This is a genomic window from Rheinheimera tilapiae, from assembly GCF_042432165.1.
GTDB classification, from domain to species: domain Bacteria; phylum Pseudomonadota; class Gammaproteobacteria; order Enterobacterales; family Alteromonadaceae; genus Pararheinheimera; species Pararheinheimera tilapiae.
The window spans coordinates 536,901-562,124 of sequence record NZ_JBHLXP010000003.1; the positions used below are offsets into that span (position 1 = coordinate 536,901).

Annotated in this window: 24 protein-coding genes; 7 read left to right on the forward strand and 17 right to left on the reverse strand. The window is 51.8% G+C overall.

Annotation, left to right across the window (positions count from 1 at the left end):
* The first annotated feature begins 294 nt into the window (after positions 1-294).
* The 3 genes from ACFFJP_RS13265 (at position 295) to ACFFJP_RS13275 (ending at position 3,826) form a co-directional block, all read left to right on the forward strand.
* On the forward strand, positions 295-1,596 hold the full coding sequence (locus ACFFJP_RS13265) for a GntP family permease (protein WP_377244774.1): 1,302 nt from the start codon (positions 295-297) through the stop codon (positions 1,594-1,596).
* Between the two features lie 15 nt (positions 1,597-1,611).
* Entirely contained in the window at positions 1,612-2,823 is a 1,212-nt protein-coding gene (locus ACFFJP_RS13270; RefSeq protein ID WP_377244777.1) for an E22 family MetX-like putative esterase, read from the forward strand.
* A 157-nt stretch (positions 2,824-2,980) separates the two neighbouring features.
* Positions 2,981-3,826 (forward strand): transporter substrate-binding domain-containing protein, encoded by an 846-nt coding sequence (locus ACFFJP_RS13275; protein ID WP_377244780.1) that lies wholly within the window; start codon positions 2,981-2,983, stop codon positions 3,824-3,826.
* On the opposite strand, the gene ACFFJP_RS13280 is transcribed toward ACFFJP_RS13275, so the two are convergent.
* The 3 genes from ACFFJP_RS13280 to ACFFJP_RS13290 are packed head-to-tail and all read right to left on the reverse strand — an operon-like array spanning position 3,787 to position 7,493.
* Positions 3,787-4,821 carry an ABC transporter ATP-binding protein gene (locus ACFFJP_RS13280; RefSeq protein ID WP_377244783.1) on the reverse strand — a complete coding sequence of 345 codons (1,035 nt, stop codon included), beginning with the start codon at positions 4,819-4,821 and terminating at the stop codon, positions 3,787-3,789. The two genes, ACFFJP_RS13275 and ACFFJP_RS13280, sit on opposite strands and share 40 nt — an antisense overlap.
* Before the next feature lie 26 nt (positions 4,822-4,847).
* Entirely contained in the window at positions 4,848-6,464 is a 1,617-nt protein-coding gene (locus ACFFJP_RS13285) for an ABC transporter permease (protein WP_377244786.1), read from the reverse strand.
* Positions 6,465-6,488: 24 nt separating this feature from the next.
* The gene (locus tag ACFFJP_RS13290; RefSeq protein WP_377244789.1) at positions 6,489-7,493 is read right to left on the reverse strand and encodes a Fe(3+) ABC transporter substrate-binding protein; all 1,005 of its coding nucleotides are present in this window, start codon (positions 7,491-7,493) and stop codon (positions 6,489-6,491) included.
* Between the two features lie 186 nt (positions 7,494-7,679).
* Here ACFFJP_RS13290 and ACFFJP_RS13295 point away from each other — a divergent pair, with 186 nt between their 5' ends.
* Positions 7,680-9,719 (forward strand): S9 family peptidase, encoded by a 2,040-nt coding sequence (locus tag ACFFJP_RS13295; RefSeq protein ID WP_377244792.1) that lies wholly within the window; start codon positions 7,680-7,682, stop codon positions 9,717-9,719.
* Positions 9,720-10,850 (forward strand): cell division protein ZapE, encoded by a 1,131-nt coding sequence (gene zapE / locus ACFFJP_RS13300; RefSeq protein ID WP_377244795.1) that lies wholly within the window; start codon positions 9,720-9,722, stop codon positions 10,848-10,850.
* A gap of 318 nt (positions 10,851-11,168) precedes the next feature.
* Here the strand turns inward: zapE and ACFFJP_RS13305 are convergent, their stop codons facing one another.
* Both ACFFJP_RS13305 and ilvC read right to left on the reverse strand, forming a co-directional pair.
* On the reverse strand, positions 11,169-11,603 hold the full coding sequence (locus ACFFJP_RS13305) for a methylglyoxal synthase (protein ID WP_208932819.1): 435 nt from the start codon (positions 11,601-11,603) through the stop codon (positions 11,169-11,171).
* 317 nt (positions 11,604-11,920) lie between these two features.
* On the reverse strand, positions 11,921-13,402 hold the full coding sequence (gene ilvC / locus ACFFJP_RS13310) for a ketol-acid reductoisomerase (RefSeq protein ID WP_208932820.1): 1,482 nt from the start codon (positions 13,400-13,402) through the stop codon (positions 11,921-11,923).
* 192 nt (positions 13,403-13,594) lie between these two features.
* Here ilvC and ilvY point away from each other — a divergent pair, with 192 nt between their 5' ends.
* Positions 13,595-14,491, forward strand: coding sequence for an HTH-type transcriptional activator IlvY (ilvY, locus tag ACFFJP_RS13315; protein ID WP_377244800.1), 897 nt, complete (start codon positions 13,595-13,597; stop codon positions 14,489-14,491).
* Here ilvY and ACFFJP_RS13320 read toward each other — a convergent pair.
* The 5 genes from ACFFJP_RS13320 to ACFFJP_RS13340 all read right to left on the reverse strand — a co-directional run bounded on the left by ACFFJP_RS13320 (position 14,465) and on the right by ACFFJP_RS13340 (position 19,721).
* Positions 14,465-16,876: an FtsX-like permease family protein gene (locus ACFFJP_RS13320; RefSeq protein ID WP_377244803.1), complete on the reverse strand. Its 2,412-nt coding sequence runs from the start codon at positions 16,874-16,876 to the stop codon at positions 14,465-14,467. The genes ilvY and ACFFJP_RS13320 overlap by 27 nt on opposite strands.
* The gene (locus tag ACFFJP_RS13325) at positions 16,876-17,676 is read right to left on the reverse strand and encodes an ABC transporter ATP-binding protein (protein WP_377244806.1); all 801 of its coding nucleotides are present in this window, start codon (positions 17,674-17,676) and stop codon (positions 16,876-16,878) included. Before ACFFJP_RS13325 ends, ACFFJP_RS13320 begins: the two co-directional genes overlap by 1 nt.
* Positions 17,669-18,736 carry an efflux RND transporter periplasmic adaptor subunit gene (locus tag ACFFJP_RS13330; protein WP_377244809.1) on the reverse strand — a complete coding sequence of 356 codons (1,068 nt, stop codon included), beginning with the start codon at positions 18,734-18,736 and terminating at the stop codon, positions 17,669-17,671. The genes ACFFJP_RS13325 and ACFFJP_RS13330 overlap by 8 nt, the downstream gene beginning before the upstream one ends.
* Positions 18,737-19,053: 317 nt before the next feature.
* On the reverse strand, positions 19,054-19,266 hold the full coding sequence (locus tag ACFFJP_RS13335) for a hypothetical protein (protein WP_377244812.1): 213 nt from the start codon (positions 19,264-19,266) through the stop codon (positions 19,054-19,056).
* Positions 19,267-19,511: 245 nt separating this feature from the next.
* Positions 19,512-19,721, reverse strand: coding sequence for a hypothetical protein (locus tag ACFFJP_RS13340; protein ID WP_377244815.1), 210 nt, complete (start codon positions 19,719-19,721; stop codon positions 19,512-19,514).
* Between the two features lie 245 nt (positions 19,722-19,966).
* Here ACFFJP_RS13340 and ACFFJP_RS13345 point away from each other — a divergent pair, with 245 nt between their 5' ends.
* The gene (locus tag ACFFJP_RS13345; RefSeq protein WP_377244818.1) at positions 19,967-20,161 is read left to right on the forward strand and encodes a hypothetical protein; all 195 of its coding nucleotides are present in this window, start codon (positions 19,967-19,969) and stop codon (positions 20,159-20,161) included.
* 63 nt (positions 20,162-20,224) lie between these two features.
* Here ACFFJP_RS13345 and ACFFJP_RS13350 read toward each other — a convergent pair whose 3' ends face one another.
* The 7 genes from ACFFJP_RS13350 to rplM form a co-directional block, all read right to left on the reverse strand.
* Positions 20,225-20,668 (reverse strand): ClpXP protease specificity-enhancing factor, encoded by a 444-nt coding sequence (locus tag ACFFJP_RS13350; RefSeq protein ID WP_377244821.1) that lies wholly within the window; start codon positions 20,666-20,668, stop codon positions 20,225-20,227.
* An 11-nt stretch (positions 20,669-20,679) separates the two neighbouring features.
* A complete protein-coding gene (gene sspA, locus ACFFJP_RS13355) occupies positions 20,680-21,315 on the reverse strand; it encodes a stringent starvation protein SspA (RefSeq protein ID WP_377244824.1) in 636 nt (211 codons plus the stop codon).
* A 60-nt stretch (positions 21,316-21,375) separates the two neighbouring features.
* Positions 21,376-22,116, reverse strand: a complete 741-nt coding sequence (locus ACFFJP_RS13360) for a cytochrome c1 (RefSeq protein WP_377244827.1) — start codon at positions 22,114-22,116, stop codon at positions 21,376-21,378.
* Complete coding sequence (locus ACFFJP_RS13365; RefSeq protein WP_377244830.1) at positions 22,116-23,390, reverse strand: cytochrome b; 1,275 nt, start codon at positions 23,388-23,390, stop codon at positions 22,116-22,118. The genes ACFFJP_RS13360 and ACFFJP_RS13365 overlap by 1 nt, the downstream gene beginning before the upstream one ends.
* Positions 23,390-23,980 (reverse strand): ubiquinol-cytochrome c reductase iron-sulfur subunit, encoded by a 591-nt coding sequence (gene petA, locus ACFFJP_RS13370; RefSeq protein WP_208932830.1) that lies wholly within the window; start codon positions 23,978-23,980, stop codon positions 23,390-23,392. The genes ACFFJP_RS13365 and petA overlap by 1 nt, the downstream gene beginning before the upstream one ends.
* A gap of 382 nt (positions 23,981-24,362) precedes the next feature.
* Positions 24,363-24,755 (reverse strand): 30S ribosomal protein S9, encoded by a 393-nt coding sequence (gene rpsI / locus ACFFJP_RS13375; protein ID WP_208932831.1) that lies wholly within the window; start codon positions 24,753-24,755, stop codon positions 24,363-24,365.
* A 13-nt stretch (positions 24,756-24,768) separates the two neighbouring features.
* On the reverse strand, positions 24,769-25,197 hold the full coding sequence (gene rplM, locus ACFFJP_RS13380; RefSeq protein WP_208932832.1) for a 50S ribosomal protein L13: 429 nt from the start codon (positions 25,195-25,197) through the stop codon (positions 24,769-24,771).
* Between the last annotated feature and the right edge of the window lie 27 nt (positions 25,198-25,224).

A 25,224-nucleotide genomic window follows, 5' to 3' on the forward strand; every position in this document is an offset into this window, starting at 1 on the left:
AATTTATAATTATTCTGGGCCATCGGGCATCTCCTGCTGATCTCGGCTATCACTTATCTTTCTGATGTATTTCAGTTACTTGTTATAGGTCCCCCGAGCGGTCTGCTCTGATACTAACCCGCTTGGTTGCCGCTGTCATAAAAATCGGGGCACGGGTAAATCAGTGACGGCACGCTCAGACTGATAGCGTTACTTTAGGCTGAACTGATGAAATGTTAATCTGTACCTTAGTACTATAGAGATACCTGCCCTGATGGCTCAGACTCAGAAAAAACCGAATCAAGGACCTTTTTTATGCTGAGTTTAACCGGCTTGCTGCTTGGGCTGTGCCTGCTGATCTGGCTGACGATGCGGGGGCTGAACCTGTTTATTCTGGCGCCTTTATGCGCTTTATTCGTCGCAGTCACCAACGGCATCCCATTTTGGCAAACCACTGGCAACGCCGATTTTATCCACGCCTACATGAATGGGTTTTCCGGTTTTGTCGCAGCCTGGTTCCTGATGTTTTTGTTAGGTTCCCTGTTCGGCAAACTGATGGAACATAGCGGTGCCGCCGATGCCGTCGCCTTGTGGATTGTGAAAAAACTGGGCCGGGCACATGCAGTAGCCGCAGTGGTACTGGCCTGCGCTGTACTGACCTACGGCGGCGTGTCGGTGTTTGTCGTCGCGTTTTCTGCTTACCCGATGGCCGTCAGTTTGTTTAAAGATGCCAACTTACCGCGCCGTTTTATTCCGGCTGCGCTGGGCTTAGGCTCAGTGACCTTTACCATGACCTCAGCCGGCTCGCCGGAAATTCAAAACTGGATCCCGATCCAATATCTGCACACCTCGCCTTATGCTGGCTGGGAAGTCAGTATTGTCGTGGCGATATTTATGGCGGCTTTTGGTTACGCCTGGTTAAGCAAAATGATCCGCAGCGCAGTCGCGCAAGGTGAAGTGTTTATTGGCCGTGACAGCGACCCACAGCTGACCGACCGCGCCCTGCCGCACCCGTTAATGGGACTAATCCCTCTGCTGGTAGTGCTGGGATTATCGAACTGGCTGCATCACAGCCTGCAGCAGGCGGCGCTGATTGTAGCGCTGAGTGGCGGTGTGCTGACGCTGTATTTATTAAACCGGCGTTTTATTCAAAACCTCGATAAAGCATTGAATGAAGGCGTGATGGGCTCTTTGCTGGCGATTGGCAACACGGCGGCAGTGGTTGGTTTTGGCGCTGTGGCGAAACTGACACCGGCTTTTACTGATATTGTCCAGACGATGACGCATCTGCCTGGGCCTGAACTACTCGGCGCTGCGGTGGCGGTCAGTGCCATTGCCGGCCTCACCGGCTCTGCTTCCGGCGGTCAGGCCATCGCGCTGCCGGAACTGGCGCCGGTGTATCTGGACCGTGGCGTCGACGCTGAAGAACTGCATCGTGTTGTCGCCATTTCTTCCGGCGCTTTGGATTCTTTGCCGCATAACGGTTATGTGGTCACCACCATCCGGGCGATTTGCGGCGAAACCCATCAACAGGCCTATTGGCCGGTGGCGGCGGTCACAGTAGTCGTACCGGCGCTCGGCACTGGCTTAGCGATTTTATTATTTCAGTGGTTTTAAACAGGATAGTTTCGCATGCGAAATCTAATAAAATCGGGCGCTCTTTTACTGAGCTTAGTACTGAGCTTGCTGCTGTGCAGTATTGTCGGTCAGGCCGCAGAACTGCCGCTGGTAAAAAAACAGCGCTTTGAACTGGCGACGTTTACCACACAAAGCGGCACGACGTTAAAGCAAGTTCAGGTCGGCTGGGAAGCCTACGGCCAGCTCAATGCCGATAAATCGAATGTCATTCTGATCACACATTATTTCTCCGGCACTTCGCATGCGGCCGGGCGTTATCAAGCAACAGACGCCGCGCCTGGTTATTGGGATGCCATTATTGGCCCAGGCAAAGCCATTGATACCAATCAGTTTTATGTCATCAGCGTCGATACGTTGGCCAATGCTAATGTCAAAGATCCGCAGGTGATCACCACAGGCCCTGCCAGCATCAATCCGGCAACTGGCAAACGCTACGGCCTGAGCTTTCCGGTGGTCACCATCACCGATTTTGTCGAAGTGCAAAAAGCGTTATTGGACAGCCTTGGCATTCACAAACTGCATGCGGTGGTCGGTGCCTCAATGGGGTCTTTTCAGGCAATTGAATGGGCGCAGCGTTATCCAGCGCGGGTGCAGCGGCTGGTGCCAGTGATTGGCACCGCTTATATCGATGCCTACAGTGCGATTAAGTTAGAACGCTGGGCCTATCCGATTAAAATGGACCCGCATTGGCAACAAGGCGATTATTACGACAAGCCACAGCAACCGACTGCCGGGCTTGCGATGGCACTGGCCTGGATCACGTTAGACGCGCTGAATCCAGCCGGTTTTAACCAGAAATACCCGGATTTGCGCGCAGATAAAGCCGCCCATCTGGATATCCGCGCCAGTTTTAGCGCACTGGATCAGTTGCTCGCCGTCGCCACGCAGCGTGCGTCCCTACAGGACGCCAATCACCTGCTGTATCTGGTGCGCGCCTCGCAATTATGGCGCGCCGGTATGGGCGATAACTGGCAACAAGCCATCAAAAACATCAAAGCACCGGTGCTGTGGCTGCCGGCCGCCGGTGATTTATTGCTGACACCGCAGATGGCGCAGCAGAGCCAGCAAGCGCTCAGCGCGGATGGCACCCGCAGCACAGCAAACCAGCTATCGCTTATTCCCGGCCAGATGGGCCATTTAGACGGTTTATTCAATATTCAGGCAATCGCGCCTGAACTGAAAGCGTTTTTACAACAACCGCTGTGATCAACCCTGTTCTTCCTTGTCCTGCCTGCCCCGGCGTGGCCTATTCCTGGCACGCTGTTGGGGCCTACCGTGGCAAAGTTATGCCGCTTTGCCCGGTTTTTTCTTCTGCGTGAAATTTGTGCGATACTGCAATTCCGGTGGTCTTGGATGGCGTGCTGTGCTGCGAAACTCTTCTGTGCTGACCTTTGTGTTAACCATGCTGATTGCAGGCAACCTGCAGGCGGCTCAATCCGCAATTGCGCTGGATAAACCTGTTGCCCTGCGTTTTTGTTACGAAGACAAACCGCTGGAGCCGTATTATCGGGGGTCTGGCGCACAGGTCCCGAAAGACTTTCCCGGCGCCACCATCGAGCATTTACATCAGCTCACAGCCGCAATCCCCGGGGTGACCCTGCAACTGGAACGACGTCCTTGGAAACGCTGTCTGTCAAAACTGCAGACAGGGGAAACTGATGCCTTAGTGGCCAGCTACAGGCCGGAACGGGAACAAATTGGTAACTACCCGATGCTGGATGGCAAACCGGATCCTAGTCGCGCCTTTAGTGAGCACCACACTTGTCTGGTGAAAAAAGCAGACAGTACATGGACTTGGGATGGTGAACGGGTGCGCGGTATTGATAGTTTGGTGGTCGCAAGACCGCTCGGCTATGCGCCGCTGATAGTGCCGGGCCCCCAACAAGTCAGCATGCATTACACTTTATCCGGCACCATGGATCTCGACTTACTGCAAGCGGGTCGGATCCATGCGGTCACAACACTGTGTAAAATTGCCGGCCAAGCTGTAGTTTCATCCGTCATTAGCGACCTTGGCTTACAAGTGTTACAGCCCCCGCTACACAGCAATACCGGCTATCTGGTTTTCAGTAAGCAATTTTCAGCGCGCCACCCACAGCTGACCGCGGCGCTCTGGCACCAGTTACATCTGAATAAAGCGATACCGGTGTACCACGCTTATCTGAAGCTTCATTTTCTGCAACCATCGGCGGAAAAGAACACCCAATGAGCCAGCTCAGCTCTGATCCCAATCCATTCACCAACCGCGTGACAATGGTGGCTTTGCAGCTGACAGCTCAATAGCTCACCATGCTCAAGCCTGAGTTCGTAGTGGTAGCAACTGCCGCGAAAGGCGGTATTGATCACCTGCGCCTTCAGCGGGCTGACATCATCATGTTCGATATCTTCCGGGCGAACCATGAGCCAGCGGGCATCGTCTGGGACTGTGACAGGTAAAGGGCCTAAAGCAGTGAAGTACTCACCGCTGTGGCTCCGCTGTACCGACAGCAGATGCCCTTCGCCGACAAAATCCGCGACAAAACGGTTTACCGGTTGATGATACAATTCATATGCACTGCCCCACTGTTGCAATCGCCCTTGCTGGATCACGCCGAGCTGATCAGCCATCGCAAAAGCTTCATGCTGGTCATGGGTCACCAGCAAAGCAGTAATACCTTCATGCTGTAAAATCTGCCGGATATCTTTGGCCAACGCTTCCCTTAAATCGGCATCTAACCCTGAAAACGGCTCATCTAATAACAACAGTTCGGGTGCCGGCGCCAGCGCACGCGCCAGCGCTACCCGTTGTTGTTGTCCACCGGATAACTGATGGATCGACCGTTCAGACAACTCGGCGAGACCGACTAATTCAAGCATCTGGGCGACCCGTTGCCGGCGGATCGACGCATTGCTGCGAAACAGGCCAAAACCGACATTGCCGGCCACGGTTAAATGCGGAAACAGCGCATAATCCTGAAACACCATGCCGACTTTGCGCGCTTCCGGACGCAATTGCACCGCCGCGGATCCGACACAGGTTGTTCCCAGAAATATTTCACCGGCACTTGGCAACTCAAAGCCGGCAATAGCACGCAGGATGGAACTTTTGCCAGAGCCGGACGGGCCCAGCAAACAACCAATCTGCCCTTTCGCCAGTTCCACACTGAAATTCTGCACGACCGGTGTGGAACCATAATGCAAATCCAGCTGTTTGATTTTTAACATCAGTCTGTTCTCCTGCCGGGGTTCGGTCAGCGTTTCAGCGCAGCTCTGTTGAGCAATATCACCGGTAGTAAGCCCGCCAGCACGATCGTCAGAGCCGGCACTGCAGCCGATGCCAGCTGCTCGTCCGAAGCCAGTTCAAAAGTCCGTACGGCGAGAGTATCGAAGTTAAAGGGACGCAACAGTAAAGTCGCCGGCAGTTCTTTCAGCACATCGACAAAAACCAGCAATGCCGCGGTCCATAAAGACGTTTTCAGTACAGGCAAATGCAGACGGAACATCACTTGAGCACGCGAGCAGCCCAGGCTCGCCGCCGCCTGATCCATGCTGGGTTTGATTTGACTCAGCCCGGACTCCAGCGACTGCATCGCCACCGCCAGGAAACGGACCAGATAAGCCAGCAGCAAGGCGACAACGGTACCGGACAGCAACAGTCCGGTGCGGATGCCGAATTGCTGTTCCATCCACTGGTCGACCGCATTATCGATGGCGCTCAGGGGCCACATCACGCCAATCGCAATTACAGTCCCGGGTACCGCGTAGCCGAGACTACTGAGCCGGATCAGGAGTTGTTGCCAGACCGGCAAACGCTGTCGCAATCCATACACCAACACCATCGCGACAACCAGTAATAAAACGGTGCTGGCCGCAGCCAGACTGATGCTATTGCCGAGGAGCTGCAGATAGTCCAGCGACAGCCAGGTTTGCGGCGTTTCCAGACTCCAGACTAATAAGGCCAGGGCAGGCCAGAAAAACGCAAACCACAGCACAGTGACAACAGCACCGGTCGCCAAAGCTGCCCGCACACCGCGAAGACGTTTTGCTGCGACCGGCCGACCAGCCTGACCCGTATGGTAAAACCTGAGCTGACGCCGGCTGTATAACTCCAGCAGCATCAGGCACAAGGCTAAAATACACAATAAAGACGCTAACTGCGCCGCGCCGGCACGGTCATTCATACCAAACCAGGTGCGGAAAATACCGGTCGTCAGGGTCGGGATACCAAAATACTGCACAGTGCCATAGTCAGCGAAGACTTCCATCATCACCAGCGCCATACCACCGAACAAAGCCGGTCGGGTTAATGGCAATAACACTGACCAGACATAACGCCGGCGGCTGACGCCAAGAGTTTGCGCAGCTTCCTGCCAGCGGGGGCTATGGCCGGCCAGAGACGCCCGGGTCAAAAGATAAACATAGGGATACAGCACCAGCGTGAACATACAGATCGCGCCGCCAACCGAGCGGACAGAGGGAAACCAATAATCGCCAAATCCCAGTCCGGTCAGGTGCCGGATCCCGCTTTGCACGGGTCCGCTAAAATCCAGCAATGCGGTATAGCTGTAGGCGATGATGTAAGCAGGAAATGCCATTGGCAGTATCAACAGCACATTAAACAGTGCGCGGCCGGGGAACTGGTAAGCATGTAACAACCACGCCAGCCCTCCGCCAAGCAGCAATGCCAGCAAGCCCGAACCGCCAGCAAGCAACACCGAGTTCCACAGATAGTCGGGCAATACCGTGGCCGCCAGATGGGACCACAGCTGCGGCTCAAACTGTCCCCAACTGGCAAATACAACCAATAAGGGGACCAGTAAGATCCCCGGCAACAGCGATCCCCGCAGGTTTAACAGCGCAGCTTTCATCAGTCGCTCAGCAACAACGCCATGCTATTTCCAACCTGCTTTATCCATCACCTGGATCGCTTGTTGGTTCAGCTCACCTAATTTGACCAGCGGAACATTGTCGGCTTTGAACTCACCAAAACCCTGCAATACGCTGCTGCGGGCAACACCTGTCACCACCGGATATTCATGGTTCGTTTGGGCATACCAGGCTTGCGCCTCTGCACCACTCATATATTCCAGTAACTGGGCAGCTTGCTTGGCATTGGGTGCATGTTTCGCAACAGCGGCACCTGAGATATTAATGTGCACGCCACGGTCAGCTTGATTTGGCCAAAACACCGAGACAGCTTTTGCTGCCGCTGCATCTTTTGGATCATCAAACATCGCCGCAAGGTAATAGGTGTTCGCGATAGCGATGTCGCAAACGCCGGCCGCCGCCGCTTTGATCTGGTCACGGTCGCCGCCTTTGGGTGGCTGGGCAAAATTCTTCACCAGACCATTAGCCCAAGCCTGGGTTTTTTCTTCACCCAACACGGCAATCATGCCGGCCAGCATTGATTGGTTATAAATGTTGTCTGATGAGCGGATACAGATTTTGCCGCGCCATTTCGGTGCGGCTAAATCTTCATAGGTACTGAGATCTTTCGGGTCGACTTTCCCGGTGACATAAATAATAGGCCGCGCTCTGGTGGTTAAGCCGAACCAATGACCGGCCGGATCACGTAAACCAGCAGGAATGGCCTGCTCCAACGTATTTGATTTCAACGGTTGCAGCAGCCCCAGTTGCTGCGCCCGATACAAACGGCCCACATCAGTACTGATTAACAAATCAGCCGGGCTATTGCGCCCTTCACTTTGCATCCGGCTTAACAACTCATCCGGTTTACCGGTGATCAGATTTACTTTAATACCACTTTGCTGGCTGAACTTATCGAGCAAAGGTTTAATCAGTTCTTGCTGACGCGCGGAATACACATTCACTTCGGCCGCCTGTACCGCGGTCAGGCCGGACATCACTAAAACAAGGCTTAATAATCTGAATTTCATAAAAATCCATCATCCTGTGTGTTGAAGACAACGCAGTATATCGGGAAAAATTGCGAAACTGAGCACATCTATCGGTTTTTCCTTGCAGTCAGCCTCAGCCGCACTCTCTGCGGCGGTCATGCTGTTGCTAAGCCTGTGTAGCTTCACCTATGCTAGCGACTGTTCTTCAGTCCGGGTTCTATATCTATGTTCCGACATTCTCAGATCAGTTTATGCGCAGTTGTTTTTCTCGGGATGAGCAGTCAGGTGTATGCCAGTACGCCGGCACCGCTGACGGCCACCGATTTATATCAGGTACAAAAACCGGCTGGGATGCAGGTGTCGCCCGATGGGCTGCGGGCCGTATTCAGCCTGAACCGCTATGATCTGGCGAAAAATAATAGTAATACTGACCTGCACGTACTGGAGCTGGGTTCTGGCCGCCAGACCCAACTGACTTTTCATCCGGCAGCCGACAATCAGCCTACCTGGAGCCCGGACGGCCGCCAGCTGGTGTTTGTCTCCAAACGTGATGGTGAAAAAAACCAGCTGCAAATGCTGACTTTGGGCGGCGGCGAAGCACGCCAGCTGACCGATTTACCGGTTGGTGTTAGTCATCCACGCTTTTTCCCGGACGGCAAAAAAATTCTGTTTAGCGCCGAAGTGCCGGCTGGTTTTGCCGGTGATTTTAAGTTGTTAAAGGACGAAAAAAAGCCGCTGCACTCGGCCAAAGTCAGTGAAAACCGCATATATCGCTACTGGGATCATTTCCTGACTGACGACAAAGTCACCCAGTTTTTCGCTTACGACATTCAAAGTGGTGATATTCAGGCACTGACGCCAGGCTGGACACAATGGACCAGTCTGGATGGCGGGCCGGAATTCGATTTGTCCCCAGACGGTAAGCAGCTGGCACTCAGTGCAGTCAGCAGCAAACCGCCGTATAACAGCCTGAATTTTGATGTGTACTTAGTGCCGACCGACGGCAGTGGCAAAGCGGTGAATCTGACCGAAGCCAACCCGGCGGACGACAGTAAACCGGTGTTCAGCCCGGATGGCCGCAGCCTGCTGTACGGAGCGCAGAAACGCACCGATTTTGGCAATGACAACGTCAAACTGACGCGGTTTGATCTCGCAAAAAAAACCGCCACAGTACTGGCCGGTAATATCGATTTATCACCACAGCAATGGTTCTTCAGCAAAGACAGCCAGATGCTGTATTTCCTCGCTGAAGACAAAGCCCGGGTGTCATTATTCTCAGTGCCGGCCGCCGGTGGCCCGGTAAAACAGGTGTTGCGTCAGGCCAGCAACGAACAGGTACAAATGGCTGGCCCGCAAAGATTTGCACTGGTGCAACACGGCATCAGCCAGTTGCCGGAGATCTTTTTACTCGATAACAAAAGCCGTACGTTAAAGCAAATCAGCCAAATCAACGCCGCACTGCAGCAGAACACCCAGTGGGGCAAAGTCGAAGAGATGAACTATCCGGGCTCGGATGGCAAACCTATCCAGATGTTTGTGATTTTTCCGCCGAATTTTGACACCAGCAAACGCTGGCCACTGCTGAGCCTGTTACACGGCGGCCCCCACAGCGCTTTTAATGACGCATTTGGCACCCGCTGGCATCCACAGGTGTTTGCGGCGATGGGTTATGTGGTGATTATGCCAAATTTCCATGGTTCCACCGGTTTTGGTGAAGCTTTTACGGCTTCGATCCACGGCGATCATGCCACTAAACCGTTTTTTGACAGCGAAGCCGCCATCGATTACATGACCTCACGCGGTTATATCGACGAAAGCCGGGTCGCTGCGGCCGGTGGTAGTTATGGCGGCTATCTGGTCAGCTGGATCGCTGGTCACAGCACCAAGTACAAAGCGCTGGTTAATCACGCCGGTGTCTACGACCTGATGGCGCAGTTTGCCTCGGACAGCACGCTGTTGCGCACTCATGCCTATGCCGGCTCACCGTGGAAAGACAAAGAGAATGTACTCAAAGCCAGCCCGGCGATGTTCGCGGAAAACTTTAACACGCCAATGCTAATCACTCATGGCGAACAGGATTACCGCGTGCCGGTGACACAAGGTCTGGCGCTTTATGGCGTGCTGAAAGGCAAAGGCGTCGATGCACGGTTGGTGTATTTCCCGGACGAAAACCACTGGATCTTAAAACCGCAAAACTCGATTTACTGGTACCACGAATTTGGTCAGTGGTTGGAGCGATATCTTGGTAAAGGGCCAACTGAATAAGTGACAGTGCGCACTGAAAGCAGTCGGCCAGACTCGGTAAAACGTCGTTACCAGTCCGCCGTTCAGACCGGCCAGTTGAGCGCTGATCCGGCGCAGCAACAGCTGGTCAGTCAGCTGGATCTCCTGCAACAGCAGGTAGCAAATGGCGAAGCGAGCACAGGGATTTATTTGTACGGCCCGGTTGGCCGTGGCAAAACTATGCTGATGGACTGGTTTTTCGATGGCACTGCAACACCGCGTAAATTACGGCTGCATTTTCATCATTTTATGGCGGCAGTGCATCAGGAATTACGCGAAAGGCAAGGTGAGGCCGATCCGCTCGTGCAGGTCGCGCGCAGCTGGGCCGGGCAATATCAGCTGTTATGTTTTGACGAGTTTTTTGTCAGCGACATTGGTGATGCGATGTTACTCGCCACTTTATGGCGCCAGCTGTTTGCTGAAGGTGTGGTACTGGTTGCCACATCAAACTGCGCACCGGAAGATTTATACGCCAACGGCTTGCAGCGCGCCCGCTTCCTGCCCTTTATCGCCTTACTACAACAGCATTGCCACATCTGTAACCTTGATACCGGCATTGACTACCGCCGCCAGCAACCAACCGACTGGCGCTATCTCGGCATCAATAAAACGAGCGATTGGCTGCGACAACAAGCAGAACAGCTGTATGGCGCTGTCGAACCCTGCCCGCAGATCCAGCTGCATGGGAGGCCGATCCAGGCGTTGTGGCGCAATGATCAGGTGATTGCCTTTGATTTTATGGCGCTTTGCAGCGGACCGCGCAGTCAACTCGACTACATGGCACTATGTCAGCCCGATCAGAGCAGTCAGGATCAGAGCAAACAGTATCGGGCCATCGCGCTTGTCGATGTTCCGCAGTTTCTGCCCGAAAGCGACACCGCCATTTTGCATGGTGTGGAAGAGAGCTATCAGCGCGAACACAGCAATGTGTTTGTCAGCAAACTCGACAATGAAGCCCGCCGGCTGATCGCGCTGGTCGACGAATGTTACGAGCGCGGGGTGTTGTTACTCTGTACGGCGACCACGCCACCTGAGCAATGGTATCAGGCCAGTCAGCTCAGTTTTGCTTTTGAACGCACGGTGTCAAGGCTGCATGAAATGCAGCGCTGGTAGGTGGTGAATCCGGCTTTGCAGCCTTCACAATAGCGGCTGGTTTAGTGGGGCTTTGTGTCAGTTGCAGACTTTGGCGACACCCGTTGTGCGACAACCGGTGTGCGACACCCGGTGGGTTTCGCTTCGCTCTACCCACCCTACCAGCTAGCTGCCCGATCGTAGGGTGCAATGAGCAAAGCGAATTGCACCTTTGATACCCGTCGCAGCATCAGACAGCCTGAACCGAACATCTGCAAATCACTCATACCAGCTATTCACCGCATCATTTGAACTGAGCTGCCGCTTTGGCAACCCGGCTCAAGACTCACCCGAACACCATTATTTCGCCGGATCAAACCGGCGCTGGTGGGCACTGAAATCCGGGACAGAACGCTGATAATCGGTCTGGAATAGACTGGAATGCACAATAAAATCCGCGGTGGCTTTGTTACAGGCCACCGGGATATTCCATACCACCGCCAGGCGGATCAGCGCTTTTACATCGGGGTCGTGTGGCTGGGAACTCAATGGATCCCAAAAAAATACTAACCAGTCGATTTTCTGCTCGGCAATTAAAGCACCGATTTGCTGGTCGCCGCCGAGTGGCCCGCTGGCAAAACAATGCACTGGCAGCTGCAATTTGTCGCTGATCAGCCGCCCTGTAGTGCCGGTTGCGTACAAGGTTTTATGTTGGAAAAAACCGGCATGAGTGGCGACCCAATCCAACAGTTCAGCTTTTTTACCGTCATGGGCGATGAGCGCGATCGATTTCATTAAGAACCTTCTGTTTTATCAGTTGGATGTGGATGTATCACAGTGCAATGTCTGGTGTGTTTCGCGTTGCTCTACACACCCTACCCGCTAAATGTCATGTAGCACCATAAATGGTGCACATAATAAATTGCCTGGAGCAATTTTTAATAACGCAAAGCGTTGGCCCGTAGGGTAAGCGCCATAGATGGTGCTCATCACCGAAAATTGCTCCTGCATTTTCGGTGTACCGTACTTCCTGTACATAAAAAAAGCCCGGCAAAGCCGGGCAAACAACCAAGGTCCACGTAAAAAACTCAGTGTGGGGTTGGTAGCGCTACTTAAGCGCTAACTACAATCCGCTTCATCGCGGTCATGTAACCCCGTAATGTCTTGCCAACGATTTCCACCGGGTGATTGCGGATGGCATCGTTTACTTCAATCAATCGCACGTTATCAACACCGTTGCTGCCTGCAGCTAAACCTTTACCCAGCAGCTCAGGGCTGATGTTGTTCACCAGGTCGCGCAGCATCGGCACTGCAGCGTTGCTGAACAGGTAGTTGCCATATTCAGCAGTGTCACTGATCACCACGTTCATCTCATACAGACGTTTCCGCGCAATGGTATTGGCAATCAGTGGCGTCTCGTGCAGAGACTCGTAATAAGCAGATTCTTCGACGATACCGGCTTCCACCATGGTATCAAACGCCAGCTCTACCCCTGCTTTGACCATGGCGACTAACAAAATCGCCCGGTCGAAATAATCTTGTTCTGCGATGTTTTCACTAGATACCGGTGCATTTTCAAAACCGCTTTGACGGGTTTCTTCGCGCCAGCCAAACAGTTGTTTGTCATCGTTCGCCCAGTCCGCCATCATGGTCTCGGAGAATTTACCGGAGATGATGTCGTCCATATGTTTAGCGAACAGCGGCTGCAGAATGCCTTTTAATTGCTCAGCTAAGTCGTACGCTTTGATTTTCGCCGGGTTCGACAGGCGGTCCATCATGTTGGTGATGCCACCATGTTTCAGCGCTTCAGTGATGGTTTCCCAGCCGAACTGGATTAACTTGGCAGCAAAACCGGCTTCGTAACCATCAGCAACCAGCTTGTCATAAGCCAGGATCGCACCGGTCTGCAACATGCCGCACAGGATGGTCTGTTCGCCCATCAAATCTGATTTCACTTCAGCGACGAAGCTGGATTCCAGCACGCCGGCACGGTCGCCGCCGGTAGCTGATGCGTAAGCTTTGGCGATGGCCAGGCCGTTACCATTCGGGTCGTTTTCCGGATGCACCGCAATCAGCGTCGGCACACCAAAACCACGTTTGTATTCTTCGCGCACTTCAGTACCCGGGCACTTCGGCGCCACCATGATGACGGTGATGTCTTTGCGGATTTGCGTGCCTTCTTCAACGATATTAAAACCGTGTGAGTAAGCCAGCGTCGCGCCTTGTTTCATCAACGGCATTACCGCTTTAACCACTGAAGTATGCTGTTTGTCCGGCGTCAGGTTCAGTACCAGATCAGCCGTTGGGATTAATTCTTCGTAAGTGCCTACGGTGAAACCATTTTCACTGGCTTGCAGGAAAGATTTGCGTTTTTGCGCAATGGCGTCAGCCCGCAGTGCATAAGAAATATTCACACCAGAATCGCGCATGTTCAGGCCCTGGTTTAAGCCCTGAGCACCACAGCCAACGATGACCACTTTCCAACCTTTGATAAAGTTACAACCGTCTGCAAACTCTGCTTTTTGCATAAAACGGCATTTGCCCAGCTGCTTTAACTGCTGGCGTAAGTTCAGTGTGTTGAAATAATTAGCCATGTGTCGATCCTAAAAATTCTGTATTTGCCGGTCCGGGCAATGTGGCTTCAAGCAACGACTGCGGGACGTTTCGGCAGAACAACGCTCTGTGCGCTGTTTTGATAAAGCCAGCATACGACGCTGGTTTCATTGCGTGAAGTGATATATTCTCAAAACAGTATTTCACTTTTTGCAATTAAGAATAAGCATCTGATGGATATCCGCAGCGCTCAGCTTTACCTGCACCTGGCCAGCAGCCTGAACTTCACTAAAACCAGCGAACAGCTATATGTGTCGCCGTCGACGCTGACGCGGATTATTCAGCGGCTGGAAGAAGATTTAGGCGTGCAGCTATTTAGCCGCGACAAAAGGTCAGTGCGGCTGACGCCGGCCGGCGTGCGCTTTGTGCAATTTGTGAAACAATATCTGGCGGACTGGCATCAGTTGCAGGTCGATTTGTCATTGACCTCGGACGCACTACTGGGCGAGATCCGGCTGTTTTGCACGGTGACCGCGAGTTACAGCCATTTGCCGGCCATTCTGGATAAATTCCGCCTGCTGTGCCCCAAAGCAGAAATCAGCCTGACCACCGGCGATGCGGCGCTGGCGCTGGAGAAAGTCAAAAACGACGAAGCAGATATTGCTTTGGCGGTGTACCCGCCGAATTTACCGCTGAATATCGCGTTTGCCAGCATCGCTAAACTACCGCTGCAGCTGATTGCGCCAGTGATCCCTTGCAAGGTCAATGATTTACTCAATGAAGCGGTACCAGATTGGGATAAAATCCCACTGATAGTGCCGGAACATGGCCCGGCGCGCAGTCGCCTCGATGCCTGGTTAAAGCATCAAGGTATCACACCGAATATTGTCGCCAAAGTAGAAGGGCACGAAGCGATGGTCAGTATGGTGGCGCTTGGCACCGGCGTGGCAATTGCGCCCGATCCGGTGGTGCAGCACAGCCCGGTGCGCGACCGGGTGCGCGTGCTGGCGCTCGATTACCAGTTTGCCCCTTTTGATTTGGGCATCTGCATGCAATCCAAACGCCTGCACGAACCGTTGATGCGCGCCTTCTGGCAAGTCGCCTCAGGTGGCCCGGCCCTGCAGCAATAAGGCGATGGGCTTTTGCAATAAGCGCAGCGCGGGCAGCGCGGTCGCCAGCAGCACCAGCGCCAGCATAATCACCAGCGCCGGCAGCACAGCGCTGTGCTGAAACACCGGCGCCCCGAGTTTGCCACTGAGCCAGGGCGAAAGCCCCCAAAGCAACAAAGCACAGACCGGGACACTGAATAGCAATAACCCCAGCTGATGGCCACATAAGCGGCTGATTAAACCCGGTACTGTAGCGCCGACTGCCAGTTTGGTTGCCAGTAAACTTTGCTCTAACAGCAGCTGGGTTTTCAGCTGATAATACAAACTTAACGCGGCCAACAAGCTAATCACCCCGGCTAACAGCAACGAGATGCGGGCAAAAATCCAATAGGGTTCATTCATCTGCTCAAGTTGGGTGGCCAAAGTGCCCCTGTAGCTGATGTCTAGATCCTGACCCTGCCGGTCGGCCCAGTCTTCCAGTGCTGTGGTCACTTCATCGACTAACGCCGGGGCGGTGGTCAAAGTCAGATTGCTATACGGCATAAAACCATTGGGTTTTAGCTGGCTATACATTATTGGTATCGATGCAGCAGCAACCCCGCGATGCGGCAAATTATGAATGACCCCACGGATTTGTGTCTGCACAGAAAAAGGTACCATATAGCTCAACGTCGTGCCGGGTAAATCTGCATAAGTCTGGCCAGGCTCCAGTAAACGATCAGCCAGTGTCTGGTTGATTACAATACTATCGCCGTCTGTTGCTGTATCACCCGCTAACAGCTCAGCACCTAAAAATTGCAGATAATTACTGCTGACCATCACACTGCCGACAAACACCTCAAGGCTATGCCCTGCGACTGTCGTCGTCAGTTTTCGTTCTTCAGGCTCAGTAAAGGGCACAGACAATGCGACTTGCTCTGGAGTATAAACCCCAAATTCACCACGTTGCAGCTTCGCATCAGGCTGAATGCCCGGATTTAATCGTAACTGCAACTCTTCGAATGGTAACCAGCGGCTGATGGTTTTTTCCTGTTGCAGCAATTGAAACTGCAATGACAAAGCCAGCACCAACGCCAGACCGGCAAAACTCAGTTGCAGCACCTGCTGCGCCCACGCCAGCCGTTGCTGCAATAAGTTACGCTGGCCTTGTCGATTACGAAACATCCGGGCGCGGCGCAGCAGCCACAGTAGCGGCAGCTGGCTGCACAGCAGTAAAAATACAGTCAGCCCCAACACAGCAATGGCGGCATAACCCCAATCAAAAGGCACCCCAGCGCTGCCAAAATACTGCTGATACACCTTGAGCCCGGCCAACAGGCCTGCCCCCTGCCAATACAACAATCCACCAATAGCGACAGCTGCGCACCAAAGCGGTAACTGCTCCAGCGCCAGCTGCCGGCTAAGCTGTAGGCTGCGGGCGCCCAACACCTGACGCATGCCCATTTCATGCTGGCGCTGTACCAGCTGACCTATCAGGCAAAATACCAGGTTAATAGCCACTACGGCGCCGCACAACAAAGTCAGGCAACACAGTAACCAGAATTGCTGCAATAAGTCAGCACGCTGCTCCGGAAAAAGCTCAATGCCAGGAATAATGTCGGCCTGATGTTTATCTTCCAGCATTTTAAAGGCTTGCAGACCCAACCATTCGACTGACATGGCGTCATAATTTTGGGCAAGCTTTGTTAAGTCTGAACCGGCTTTGTACTGAATAAAGCCTACGCTGTCAGGCATATTCTCAGTAAATGCTAATGCTTTAGGCCCGGGCCCCTTAGCAAGGTTATTACCTTTATCCATCTGACTATATGGCAGGAACCGGTCTTCCCAGGGTAACCACAAGCCAGGCCGTTTTTCGCTAAAGCGGTCCAGTGCTGGGGGTAACACAGCAGCAATCACATAGCGTTTGTCATTTTCACGGACCAATACATCGAGGCCCTGCACCTCTGGTTTGCCCAATAACTGCCAGAGCCAGTGACTTAGATAAACCTGCTGCGCCTGCCCTGCATCCGGACGGGTAAAAGGTGCTTTAAGGCCTAACACTGCAGGCAGATTTTCGCTGTAATACATCAGCTTAGTGCGGTCGATATTCTGTTCGGCAATCCGCAGCTCGCTGCCCTCAAATTGCGCGATAGCCAGCGCCGTCACTTCAGGTTGCCGCTTTAACCGATACAACTCCGCATTGCTAACGGGCCGATAACGACCTTGCGGGTCGGTGCGGTGCACAGTCGCCACTAAATCTGCCGGCTGCGCCCACCCCGGCAATGGTGTGCGCAGCTGTGGCCCTAATTGCAGTAACAGCAGCAATAAGGCACTAAAACAACCTAAGCCAAGCGCCAGTAAACTCCATTGCAGCCGTTGGCCCCGCCACAAGCGCCAGCCAAACTTCAGCGTGAACAGCAAATGCATTAGCTGGCCCTCTGCTCGGTTGCTGCTGTAGTCATTGACATAGGCACTGGCGCAACAGCAGTTGGCGGTGTCGCTGTAAGCGGCGCTGATGCTGTAGCGACAAACTGACCATCAGCCAGATACAAACGGCGCTGCGCGCGTACTGCCAGCTGTGGGTCATGCGTCACCATCAGCACAGTCGCGCCATCCTGGTGCAGTTTGCTTAGCAGATTCATCACAATTTCGGCACTTTGGGAATCGAGGTTACCGGTCGGTTCATCTGCCAATAACAAACTCGGGTTAGTAATCAGCGCCCGCGCTATCGCCACCCGTTGTTGCTGACCGCCGGATAACTGCTCCGGATAAGCATCCAGCTTGTCTGACAGCTCCACCTGGGCCAGCACTTGCGCTGCGCGGCTGCGGTAGTCGGCTGCTTTGACACCGGCTAAATATCGCAGCGGTAAACTGACATTCTCCGCCACTGTCATGCTGCTGATGAGGTTAAAATTTTGAAAAATCCAGCCAATATGACGGTTACGCAGCACACTATGCTGATAAGCCGACAAACCCGGCACCGACTGGCCAAGCAGCAAATACTCACCGGCTGAAAAGCTATCAAGCAAGCCGATAATGGATAACAACGTCGATTTACCACTGCCGGAACGGCCTTCAATCGCAACAAACTCGCCGCGTGTTACCTGAAAATCCAGTGCCTGTAACACCGGCAGTTGCAGCTTGCCCTGAGTAAAAACTTTAGACGCCTGCCGGATGTCGATGAGGGTTTCCGCCTGATGGGTTGGTGTGTTATTGGCTTCAGCCATTGAGATCCTCCGGTGCAATCACTTCGTTGTTTAACAGCGCCGCCGGCACCTGCAATAGAATTTGTTCACCGGCTTTGACACCGTCTAACAGCTGCATTTGTTTGTTGGTCAGGCTGCCGATCAGTACTTCGCGGCGCTGGTACTGTGCCGAAGACGCATCCCAGACAAACAGCGCCTGGCGTTGTTGTGGCTTTTGAATATAAGAAGCGCGGTCACTGAGCAGCGTCTGCTCGTTGGCACCGACATTGATATCTGCCTTCACTTCAATATTGGCGCGGGCGGTATCCGGTAGCTCACTTAATAAAGCCACATCGACCCGTAAAAAGTTATCCACCACATTCGGCGACACCCAGCTCACTTCACCGAGCATGGGTTTGCCTTTGATATTCAGCGTCACCGCCTGGCCGGGCTTCACTAAAGCCGCATCGACAGCACCGATTTTCAGCTCCGCTAACAATTGCCCGGGCTCAGCTACTTGCCCCAAAGCTTGCCCCGCCACCACCTGACTGCCCGGTTTTAAGCTTTCATCGAGCGCAATCAGCTGGCCGCTGATATCGCTGCTGACGGCCAACGCCAGCACATCCTGTTTGGCGATATCCCGTTGTTTTTCTGCGCGTTGCCGGTTGAGTTCGGCTGCAGCCAGCCGGTTTTGGCTGGATCTGGCAAAGCCTTTGAGTTTCTCTTCGGCCAGCATTACTTTTTGTTTGGCCTGCGTCAGCAATGCTTCGCTTTGGGCAAAATCCAGTGCTGAGACAATTTGCTGGCGAAACAGCTCTTGTTTGGCGGCCAGCTGGGTTTGCAACAGTTGTTGCTCGGCCTGAGCCAGCCGTAAATCATGCTGCAGTTGCAACTGTTCTTGCTCCAGCTGCTGCTGCAGCAATAAAAATTCGGCCTGCTGCGCTTGTAATGCCAGCTCCTGCTCTTCCAGCTGGCGCTGTAATTTTGGATTGACCAGCTGCAAAATCGGCTGGCCGGCCTCAAGCATAGCGCCGGGTCTTTGCGCCAGCTGCAACACCCGGCCTTCGGTCATCGCGATCAGGCTTTGCACTTTTTGTGGCACTAAAACGCCGAAAGCGCTGATAGTAGCGTCTAGTATTCCTGCTTGAACTTTTGTAGTGAAAAGTAGTGGAGGGGAAGCAGTCATTTTAGGAAATAAGATAGTCGTAAAAACTAATCCAAAGATTACTACTCCTGCTAACAATACGATACGATTACTGGTCGCTTTCCCGCGGTCTGCTGGAATTTCCATTTCAATCACCCACTACCCAAAATTCTTCATAAACATTCATCTAGAATTAAGGCTCAAAAATATGAATCAGTATTTCAAGTCGAAAAAGTCTAGTAAAGTCGGGCCAAATAGGCCCGACACTCATAACATTAATTAGTCTTTTCCCACTCACATGTCATGCCGCCTGGGCCACCGGAACAACACAGTTTTTGCCCCGCATTTTCAATACACTGAATTGTAATCGGCCCCTCTGAATCAGAAACAGGCAATAATTCAGTTGCATATACGCTCGCACTCAGAGCCATCGATACTAATGCAGAAGCAACAACTACTTTTGGTGAAAGACTATTTACCTTAAACATATAAATTTCCTTTTTAAACAAAGCAATAGATTTACACTTATTTTGAAAGTGCGGTATGAAATTAATTAACAGAGACAATCAAAACCTTACCGAATCATGATAAAGACCTAATAAATAAACGACATGTACGTTTTTTTAAACTGGTAAATTACCTAAGATTCTGGCACTCCGAAATTTGCCGAAACAGCAAATAAGCCTAAATAGTCAGTAGTGGAATTACTTTTGTCACTACGCTGCCCACCCCATCAATTTCTTGTTATTTCACATTCCTTACCATTATCGGTACAGCACAAAATTCGGTCGCCATTGACCCTTACACAGCCATTTGGGGTTGTCATTGAATCCTCCACGTCTGCCGGAGTTAATTCAATTGCAAACACACCAACGCTAAAAACTAACGCCGCAGAAGTTAATCCAAAAACACTTTTAGGCGATAAAAGCTTGAACTTAACCATTTCATTTTCCTTATTAATCAAAAATTTAGATAAGCATTATTTTAAACAATGCTTGTCTAAACTACGGAAACCGTTGCCTTGTAACTTCATAAAATTCTGATTATTTTCTTATAAAGCCCGACTTTGCTTATTTATTTGCCTAAATCATTCGTTGCTTTACCCAACCTTTACCTGCCTTTTCGTCGCATTGACGCAGCAATGGCTAGACTCAGCAGTATCTGAGACCAAGCCAAAAAGGTGTTGATATGAACAAGGTTGTGAACTCATCAAGCAGAATTGGATTGATGACTTTGATAGCGCTGCTGATGCTGTCAGGTTGCGTGGTGCATCCGGCACATCACCGAAATGTGGTAGTGGTAAAGCCGGTGCCGAAGACAGTGGTGGTCAAGCAGGTAGTCGTGAAAAAACCTGTGGTCGTGCGAAAAGTCGTGGTGCATTGATTTGTCGGGCCAGAAAATGAAAAAGCCGCATACAGCGGCTTTTTGGTTTTACTCAGGCAATGTCTATTTCACTACCCGCAAATGACTACCTTTTTTCGGTTTGTCATCATCCGGACCAGGTTCCGGGCTGTCACTGGCTGCGGCTTCTTCAACGTCAGTGTCCGCGTCATCCAGCTCATCTTCCTGCCATTCTTCTTCCGGCGTGAACATAGTGCCGGCGCCGTTTTCACGGGCATAGATCGCCAGCACTGAACGCTGCGGAATATACAGCGCAAAGGGATTACCGCTAAACCGGGCATTAAAAGTCACTGCATCATTACCCAGCAATAAATTGCCAATGGCTCCCGGGCTGATATTCAGCACGATTTGACCATCTTTGACATGCTGCAATGGCACTTTCACGCCAGGCATAGTGGCATCAACGACCAGATAAGGCGTGCAGTTGTTGTCGACAATCCATTCGTAAAAAGCACGTAACAGATAAGGCCGGTTTGGAGTCATTTGCATGATGAATTCTCTTAATACATACCGGGATGAATGCGGCGCTCTGCTTCAGTCAAGGACTGTTGGAAGGCATCGCGCTCGAACATCCGCAGCATATAATTTTTAATTGGTTTACTGCCAGGACCGGACAACTCAATGCCAAGCAGCGGCAGGCGCCATAACAGCGCTGACAGGTATACGTCCTGTAAGCTGAATTCGTCACTCATAAAAAACGGTGAGTCAGCAAAAATCGGCGCGGTCGACAACAGACTTTCACGTAAATCGTGCCGGGCCTCCGCCGCACCGGGCGCATCAGCCAGAATTTTATTAGCAAGACCATACCAGTCGCGTTTGATGCGATACATCATCAGCCGGGTCTGGCCACGCGCGACCGGATAGACCGGTAACAATGGCGGATGCGGAAAACGCTCGTCCAGATATTCCATGATGATATCGGCCTGATACAACGCCAAATCCCGGTCAATCAGGGTGGGCAAACTACCATATGGATTCACTTCATACACATCTTCCGGCAGGTTACCGGGATGTACGACCAGAATATCTGCGCTGATGCCTTTTTCGGCCAGCACCATCCGCACGTGATGGCTATCCATATCGGCTGCGGCACTGAACAAAGTCATTGTATTACGTCTGCTGGCGTTGCTCGCCATGGCTTCCTCCGAAAAAGGCAAAGGGGCCTTGCGGCCCCTTATACTGACAGCGCGTGGCGCTTAATGAACGTCTTTCCAGTATTCTTTCTTCAGCAGGAATGCCAACACAAAGAAAATAAACAGGAAGATCATCACTTTAATACCCAGGCTATGGGATTCAAGTTTTGAAGGCTCGCCAGTGTACTCCAGATAGTTCACCAGATCAGCTACAGCACGGTCATATTCTTCCGGGCTAAGTTCACCTGAACCATCGGCGACAATACCGACATAAACTTCTTTCGACTCGCCATCGACCATTTGCGTTTCGTGTTTTTTATGCGGAATACCCTGCAATTCCTGCAGCACATGCGGCATACCAACCAGCGGGAACACTTCGTTGTTCACGCCAAACGGACGCGTTGGGTCTGCATAAAACGAACGCAGGTAGGTGTAAATCCAATCCGGACCACGCACCCGGGCGACGTTAGTCAGATCCGGTGGCGGCGCGCCAAACCATTTGGCCAAATCGGCTTTTGGCGTTGAGTTCTTAATGAAATCACCGACTTTATTTGCCGTAAACGCCAGTTCTTTCATCCCGACGTCATCCGGAATACCTAAATCACGGAACGTACGTGAATAACGCTGGTATTCCATCTGGTGGCAACCCAGACAGTAGTTCTGGAACATCTTAGCGCCGCGCTGCAATGATTCTTTGTCATGCAGGTTAATGGGTGCTTTGTCCAGGTGGACAGCAACACCACCTGCAGCCAACACTGAAGCAGACGTCACCAGTGCCAGTACTGAGAATAACTTTTTCAGCATTATGACAACCTCACAGGCAATGGTTTGGTTTTTTCGTTTTTGCTGTACCACCACAGCAGACCGAAGAAACCGAAGTAAGCAACGGATGCAATTTGCGCAAACAATGTATATGTTGGCGTTGCTGGTAACACACCCAGGACCCCTAACACGACAAAGCTAATCACAAAATTAACCAGATTCAGTTTGTGCAGTGTTGAGCGGTAGCGTACTGAACGCACTTTGCAGCGGTCTAACCACGGCAACAGTGCCAGCAGAATGATGGCTGCGAACATCAGGATCGCGCCCCACAGCTGGTCTGGAATCGCCCGCAAAATGGCGTAAAACGGCGTGAAATACCACACTGGAGCAATATGATCTGGTGTTTTCATCGGGTTGGCCGGTTCAAAGTTCGGCGCTTCCAGCAGGTAACCACCGCCTTCCGGTGCAAAGAAAATCACTGCACAGAAAATAATCAGGAAACCGACTACACCAACGATATCTTTCACCGTGTAGTACGGGTGGAATGGAATCGCATCAACGATGATTTTCTTGCCACCTTTGGTGAAATATTCATGGAAGGTGAATTTTTCTGAAACGTTGTTCTCAAATTTCTGCCCTTCGTTTGGTACTTTTACATCGATACCATCCGGGTTGTTTGAGCCCACTTCGTGCAGTGCAATGATGTGTAAGAACACCAGAATGACCAGCACCAGTGGCAGCGCAATCACGTGTAACGCGAAGAAACGGTTCAGTGTTGCGCCAGAAATGACGTAGTCACCGCGGATCCACAGGGTTAAATCATCACCAATCCCCGGAATAACACCGAAGATAGAAATAATAACCTGAGCACCCCAGAACGACATCTGACCCCATGGCAGTAAGTAGCCCATGAAAGCTTCAGCCATCAATACGACAAAGATCAGCATGCCGAAGATCCACAGCAGCTCACGTGGTTTCTGGTACGAACCGTACATCATGCCGCGGAACATGTGCAGATAAACGACAACAAAAAAGGCGGATGCACCGGTTGAGTGCATATATCGCAGCAGCCAGCCGTAGTCGACATCACGCATGATGTATTCAACAGAAGCAAAAGCGCGTTCAGCAGAAGGTTCGAAGTTCATCGTTAACCAGATGCCGGTGACAATTTGGTTAACCAGTACCAACATCGCTAACGAACCGAAGAAGTACCAGAAATTGAAGTTTTTTGGTGCTGGGTACTGCATGACATGGAGATTCATCTTCTCCATAAATGGCATGCGGTACTCAATCCAACTCATGAAATTTTTAAACATCAGGCAGTCCCCTCGTCAACACCGATAACCAGTGTTGTGTCATCAGTGAACATATATGGTGGGATCATCAGGTTTTTTGGCGCAGGAACGCCGGAAAATACCCGACCAGCCATGTCATACGTGGAGCCGTGACATGGGCAGAAGAAACCAGATGCGATCCCTTCAACATGGGCATCAAAATCAGCCATCTTATAAGTTGGCGAGCAGCCCAGGTGGGTACAAATACCGACCGCGACAAACACTTCTGGTTTTTTCGAGCGATGCTGGTTCTTCGCGTAAGCCGGCTGCTGTTCTTCATCAGAATTCGGATCCCGCAGCTGACCTTCAACGGCCGCCAGACTCTTTAACATATCCGGTGTACGGTTCACGACCCACACCGGTTTACCGCGCCATTCCACCCGAATTAACTGACCTGGCTCGAGTTTGCCGATATTCGCAGTAACAGGCGCACCGGCTTGTTTTGCTTTCTCACTCGGATTCCAGGACGCAATAAAGGGAACGGCTGCTCCAACAGCACCAACACCACCTACAACAGAGGTCGCGATGGTCAGGAAGCGACGGCGACCATGATCAACTGGCGCATTGCTCATCCACTCATCTCCACGTTTACGCTTAAAACTTAAACAGTTTAAGCGGCTGAATTACAGCGATTATTATAAGTTGCAAAATACGGCGGATCATAATGAAAAGCCCTGCCTGTTACAAGGATTTACACTGATTCTATGCGACCAGCTGCAGTTTTTTTTCGCAATTTTTTGATCCCGGACAATGTGGGCAACAGACTGAATTTGCTTTACAAATTAATAACGATAATCAGCAGCGCATCTGAGTAGATTCCGCGCCTTTATCACCATAGCTGTTTTATGCCGGACGCAAACAAGTATTACCGGACTTTGTCGAATTGCCAGAGTGCTGGACATTGTTTCAGACGAAAAAAAACCCGGCAGAAGCCGGGTTTTTCGGGAAAACGAATTAACGTTTTGAGTACTGTGGGCGCTTACGCGCTTTGTGCAGACCGACTTTCTTACGTTCTACTTTACGAGCGTCGCGGGTTACGAAACCAGCTTTACGCAGCGCAGGACGCAGAGACTCGTCAAATTCCATCAGTGCACGGGTGATACCGTGACGGATAGCACCAGCTTGACCAGAAATACCACCACCTTTCACAGTGATGTACATGTCAAACTTGCCAACCATTTCAACTAACTCTAATGGTTGCATAACAACCATACGAGCAGTTTCACGACCGAAGTATTCAGTGATAGTGCGTTGGTTGATAACGATGTTACCAGCACCCGCTTTCAGGAATACACGTGCAGTAGAGGTCTTACGACGACCAGTACCGTAATATTGATTCTGTGCCATGTCTATGCTCCCGTTAGATGTCTAAAACTTGTGGTTGCTGGGCAGCGTGCTGATGCTCGGCGCCTGCATACACTTTTAACTTACGGAACATAGCGCGACCCAGTGGACCTTTTGGCAGCATGCCTTTGATCGCGGTCTCCAGTACCATCTCAGGTTTTTTATCCAGCAGCTTTTCAAAGTTAATTTCTTTGATGCCACCTGGGAAACCAGAGTGAGAATAGTACATTTTGTTTTTCGCTTTGTTACCAGTTACAGTCACTTTGTCAGCGTTAACTACGATGATGTAGTCGCCGGTGTCAACGTGTGGCGTGTATTCTGGCTTGTGCTTGCCGCGCAGACGGCTAGCGATTTCAGTTGACAGACGACCCAGGGTTTTACCTGCGGCATCAACAACGAACCAGTCGCGTGTTACGCTTTCTGGTTTAGCAGTAAAAGTTTTCATCAAAAACTACCCAAAAATAAATATGTT

Coding starts and splice junctions, on each gene's coding strand:
- ACFFJP_RS13265 (WP_377244774.1), top strand. CDS start 295: ATGCTGAGTTTAACCGGCTTGCTGCTTGGGCTGTGCCTGCTGATCTGG.
- ACFFJP_RS13270 (WP_377244777.1), top strand. CDS start 1,612: ATGCGAAATCTAATAAAATCGGGCGCTCTTTTACTGAGCTTAGTACTG.
- ACFFJP_RS13280 (WP_377244783.1), bottom strand. CDS start 4,821: ATGTTAAAAATCAAACAGCTGGATTTGCATTATGGTTCCACACCGGTC.
- ACFFJP_RS13285 (WP_377244786.1), bottom strand. CDS start 6,464: ATGAAAGCTGCGCTGTTAAACCTGCGGGGATCGCTGTTGCCGGGGATC.
- ACFFJP_RS13290 (WP_377244789.1), bottom strand. CDS start 7,493: ATGAAATTCAGATTATTAAGCCTTGTTTTAGTGATGTCCGGCCTGACC.
- ACFFJP_RS13295 (WP_377244792.1), top strand. CDS start 7,680: ATGTTCCGACATTCTCAGATCAGTTTATGCGCAGTTGTTTTTCTCGGG.
- ACFFJP_RS13305 (WP_208932819.1), bottom strand. CDS start 11,603: ATGAAATCGATCGCGCTCATCGCCCATGACGGTAAAAAAGCTGAACTG.
- ilvC (WP_208932820.1), bottom strand. CDS start 13,402: ATGGCTAATTATTTCAACACACTGAACTTACGCCAGCAGTTAAAGCAG.
- ilvY (WP_377244800.1), top strand. CDS start 13,595: ATGGATATCCGCAGCGCTCAGCTTTACCTGCACCTGGCCAGCAGCCTG.
- ACFFJP_RS13320 (WP_377244803.1), bottom strand. CDS start 16,876: ATGCATTTGCTGTTCACGCTGAAGTTTGGCTGGCGCTTGTGGCGGGGC.
- ACFFJP_RS13325 (WP_377244806.1), bottom strand. CDS start 17,676: ATGGCTGAAGCCAATAACACACCAACCCATCAGGCGGAAACCCTCATC.
- ACFFJP_RS13335 (WP_377244812.1), bottom strand. CDS start 19,266: ATGTTTAAGGTAAATAGTCTTTCACCAAAAGTAGTTGTTGCTTCTGCA.
- ACFFJP_RS13340 (WP_377244815.1), bottom strand. CDS start 19,721: ATGGTTAAGTTCAAGCTTTTATCGCCTAAAAGTGTTTTTGGATTAACT.
- ACFFJP_RS13345 (WP_377244818.1), top strand. CDS start 19,967: ATGAACAAGGTTGTGAACTCATCAAGCAGAATTGGATTGATGACTTTG.
- ACFFJP_RS13350 (WP_377244821.1), bottom strand. CDS start 20,668: ATGCAAATGACTCCAAACCGGCCTTATCTGTTACGTGCTTTTTACGAA.
- sspA (WP_377244824.1), bottom strand. CDS start 21,315: ATGGCGAGCAACGCCAGCAGACGTAATACAATGACTTTGTTCAGTGCC.
- ACFFJP_RS13360 (WP_377244827.1), bottom strand. CDS start 22,116: ATGCTGAAAAAGTTATTCTCAGTACTGGCACTGGTGACGTCTGCTTCA.
- ACFFJP_RS13365 (WP_377244830.1), bottom strand. CDS start 23,390: ATGTTTAAAAATTTCATGAGTTGGATTGAGTACCGCATGCCATTTATG.
- petA (WP_208932830.1), bottom strand. CDS start 23,980: ATGAGCAATGCGCCAGTTGATCATGGTCGCCGTCGCTTCCTGACCATC.
- rpsI (WP_208932831.1), bottom strand. CDS start 24,755: ATGGCACAGAATCAATATTACGGTACTGGTCGTCGTAAGACCTCTACT.
- rplM (WP_208932832.1), bottom strand. CDS start 25,197: ATGAAAACTTTTACTGCTAAACCAGAAAGCGTAACACGCGACTGGTTC.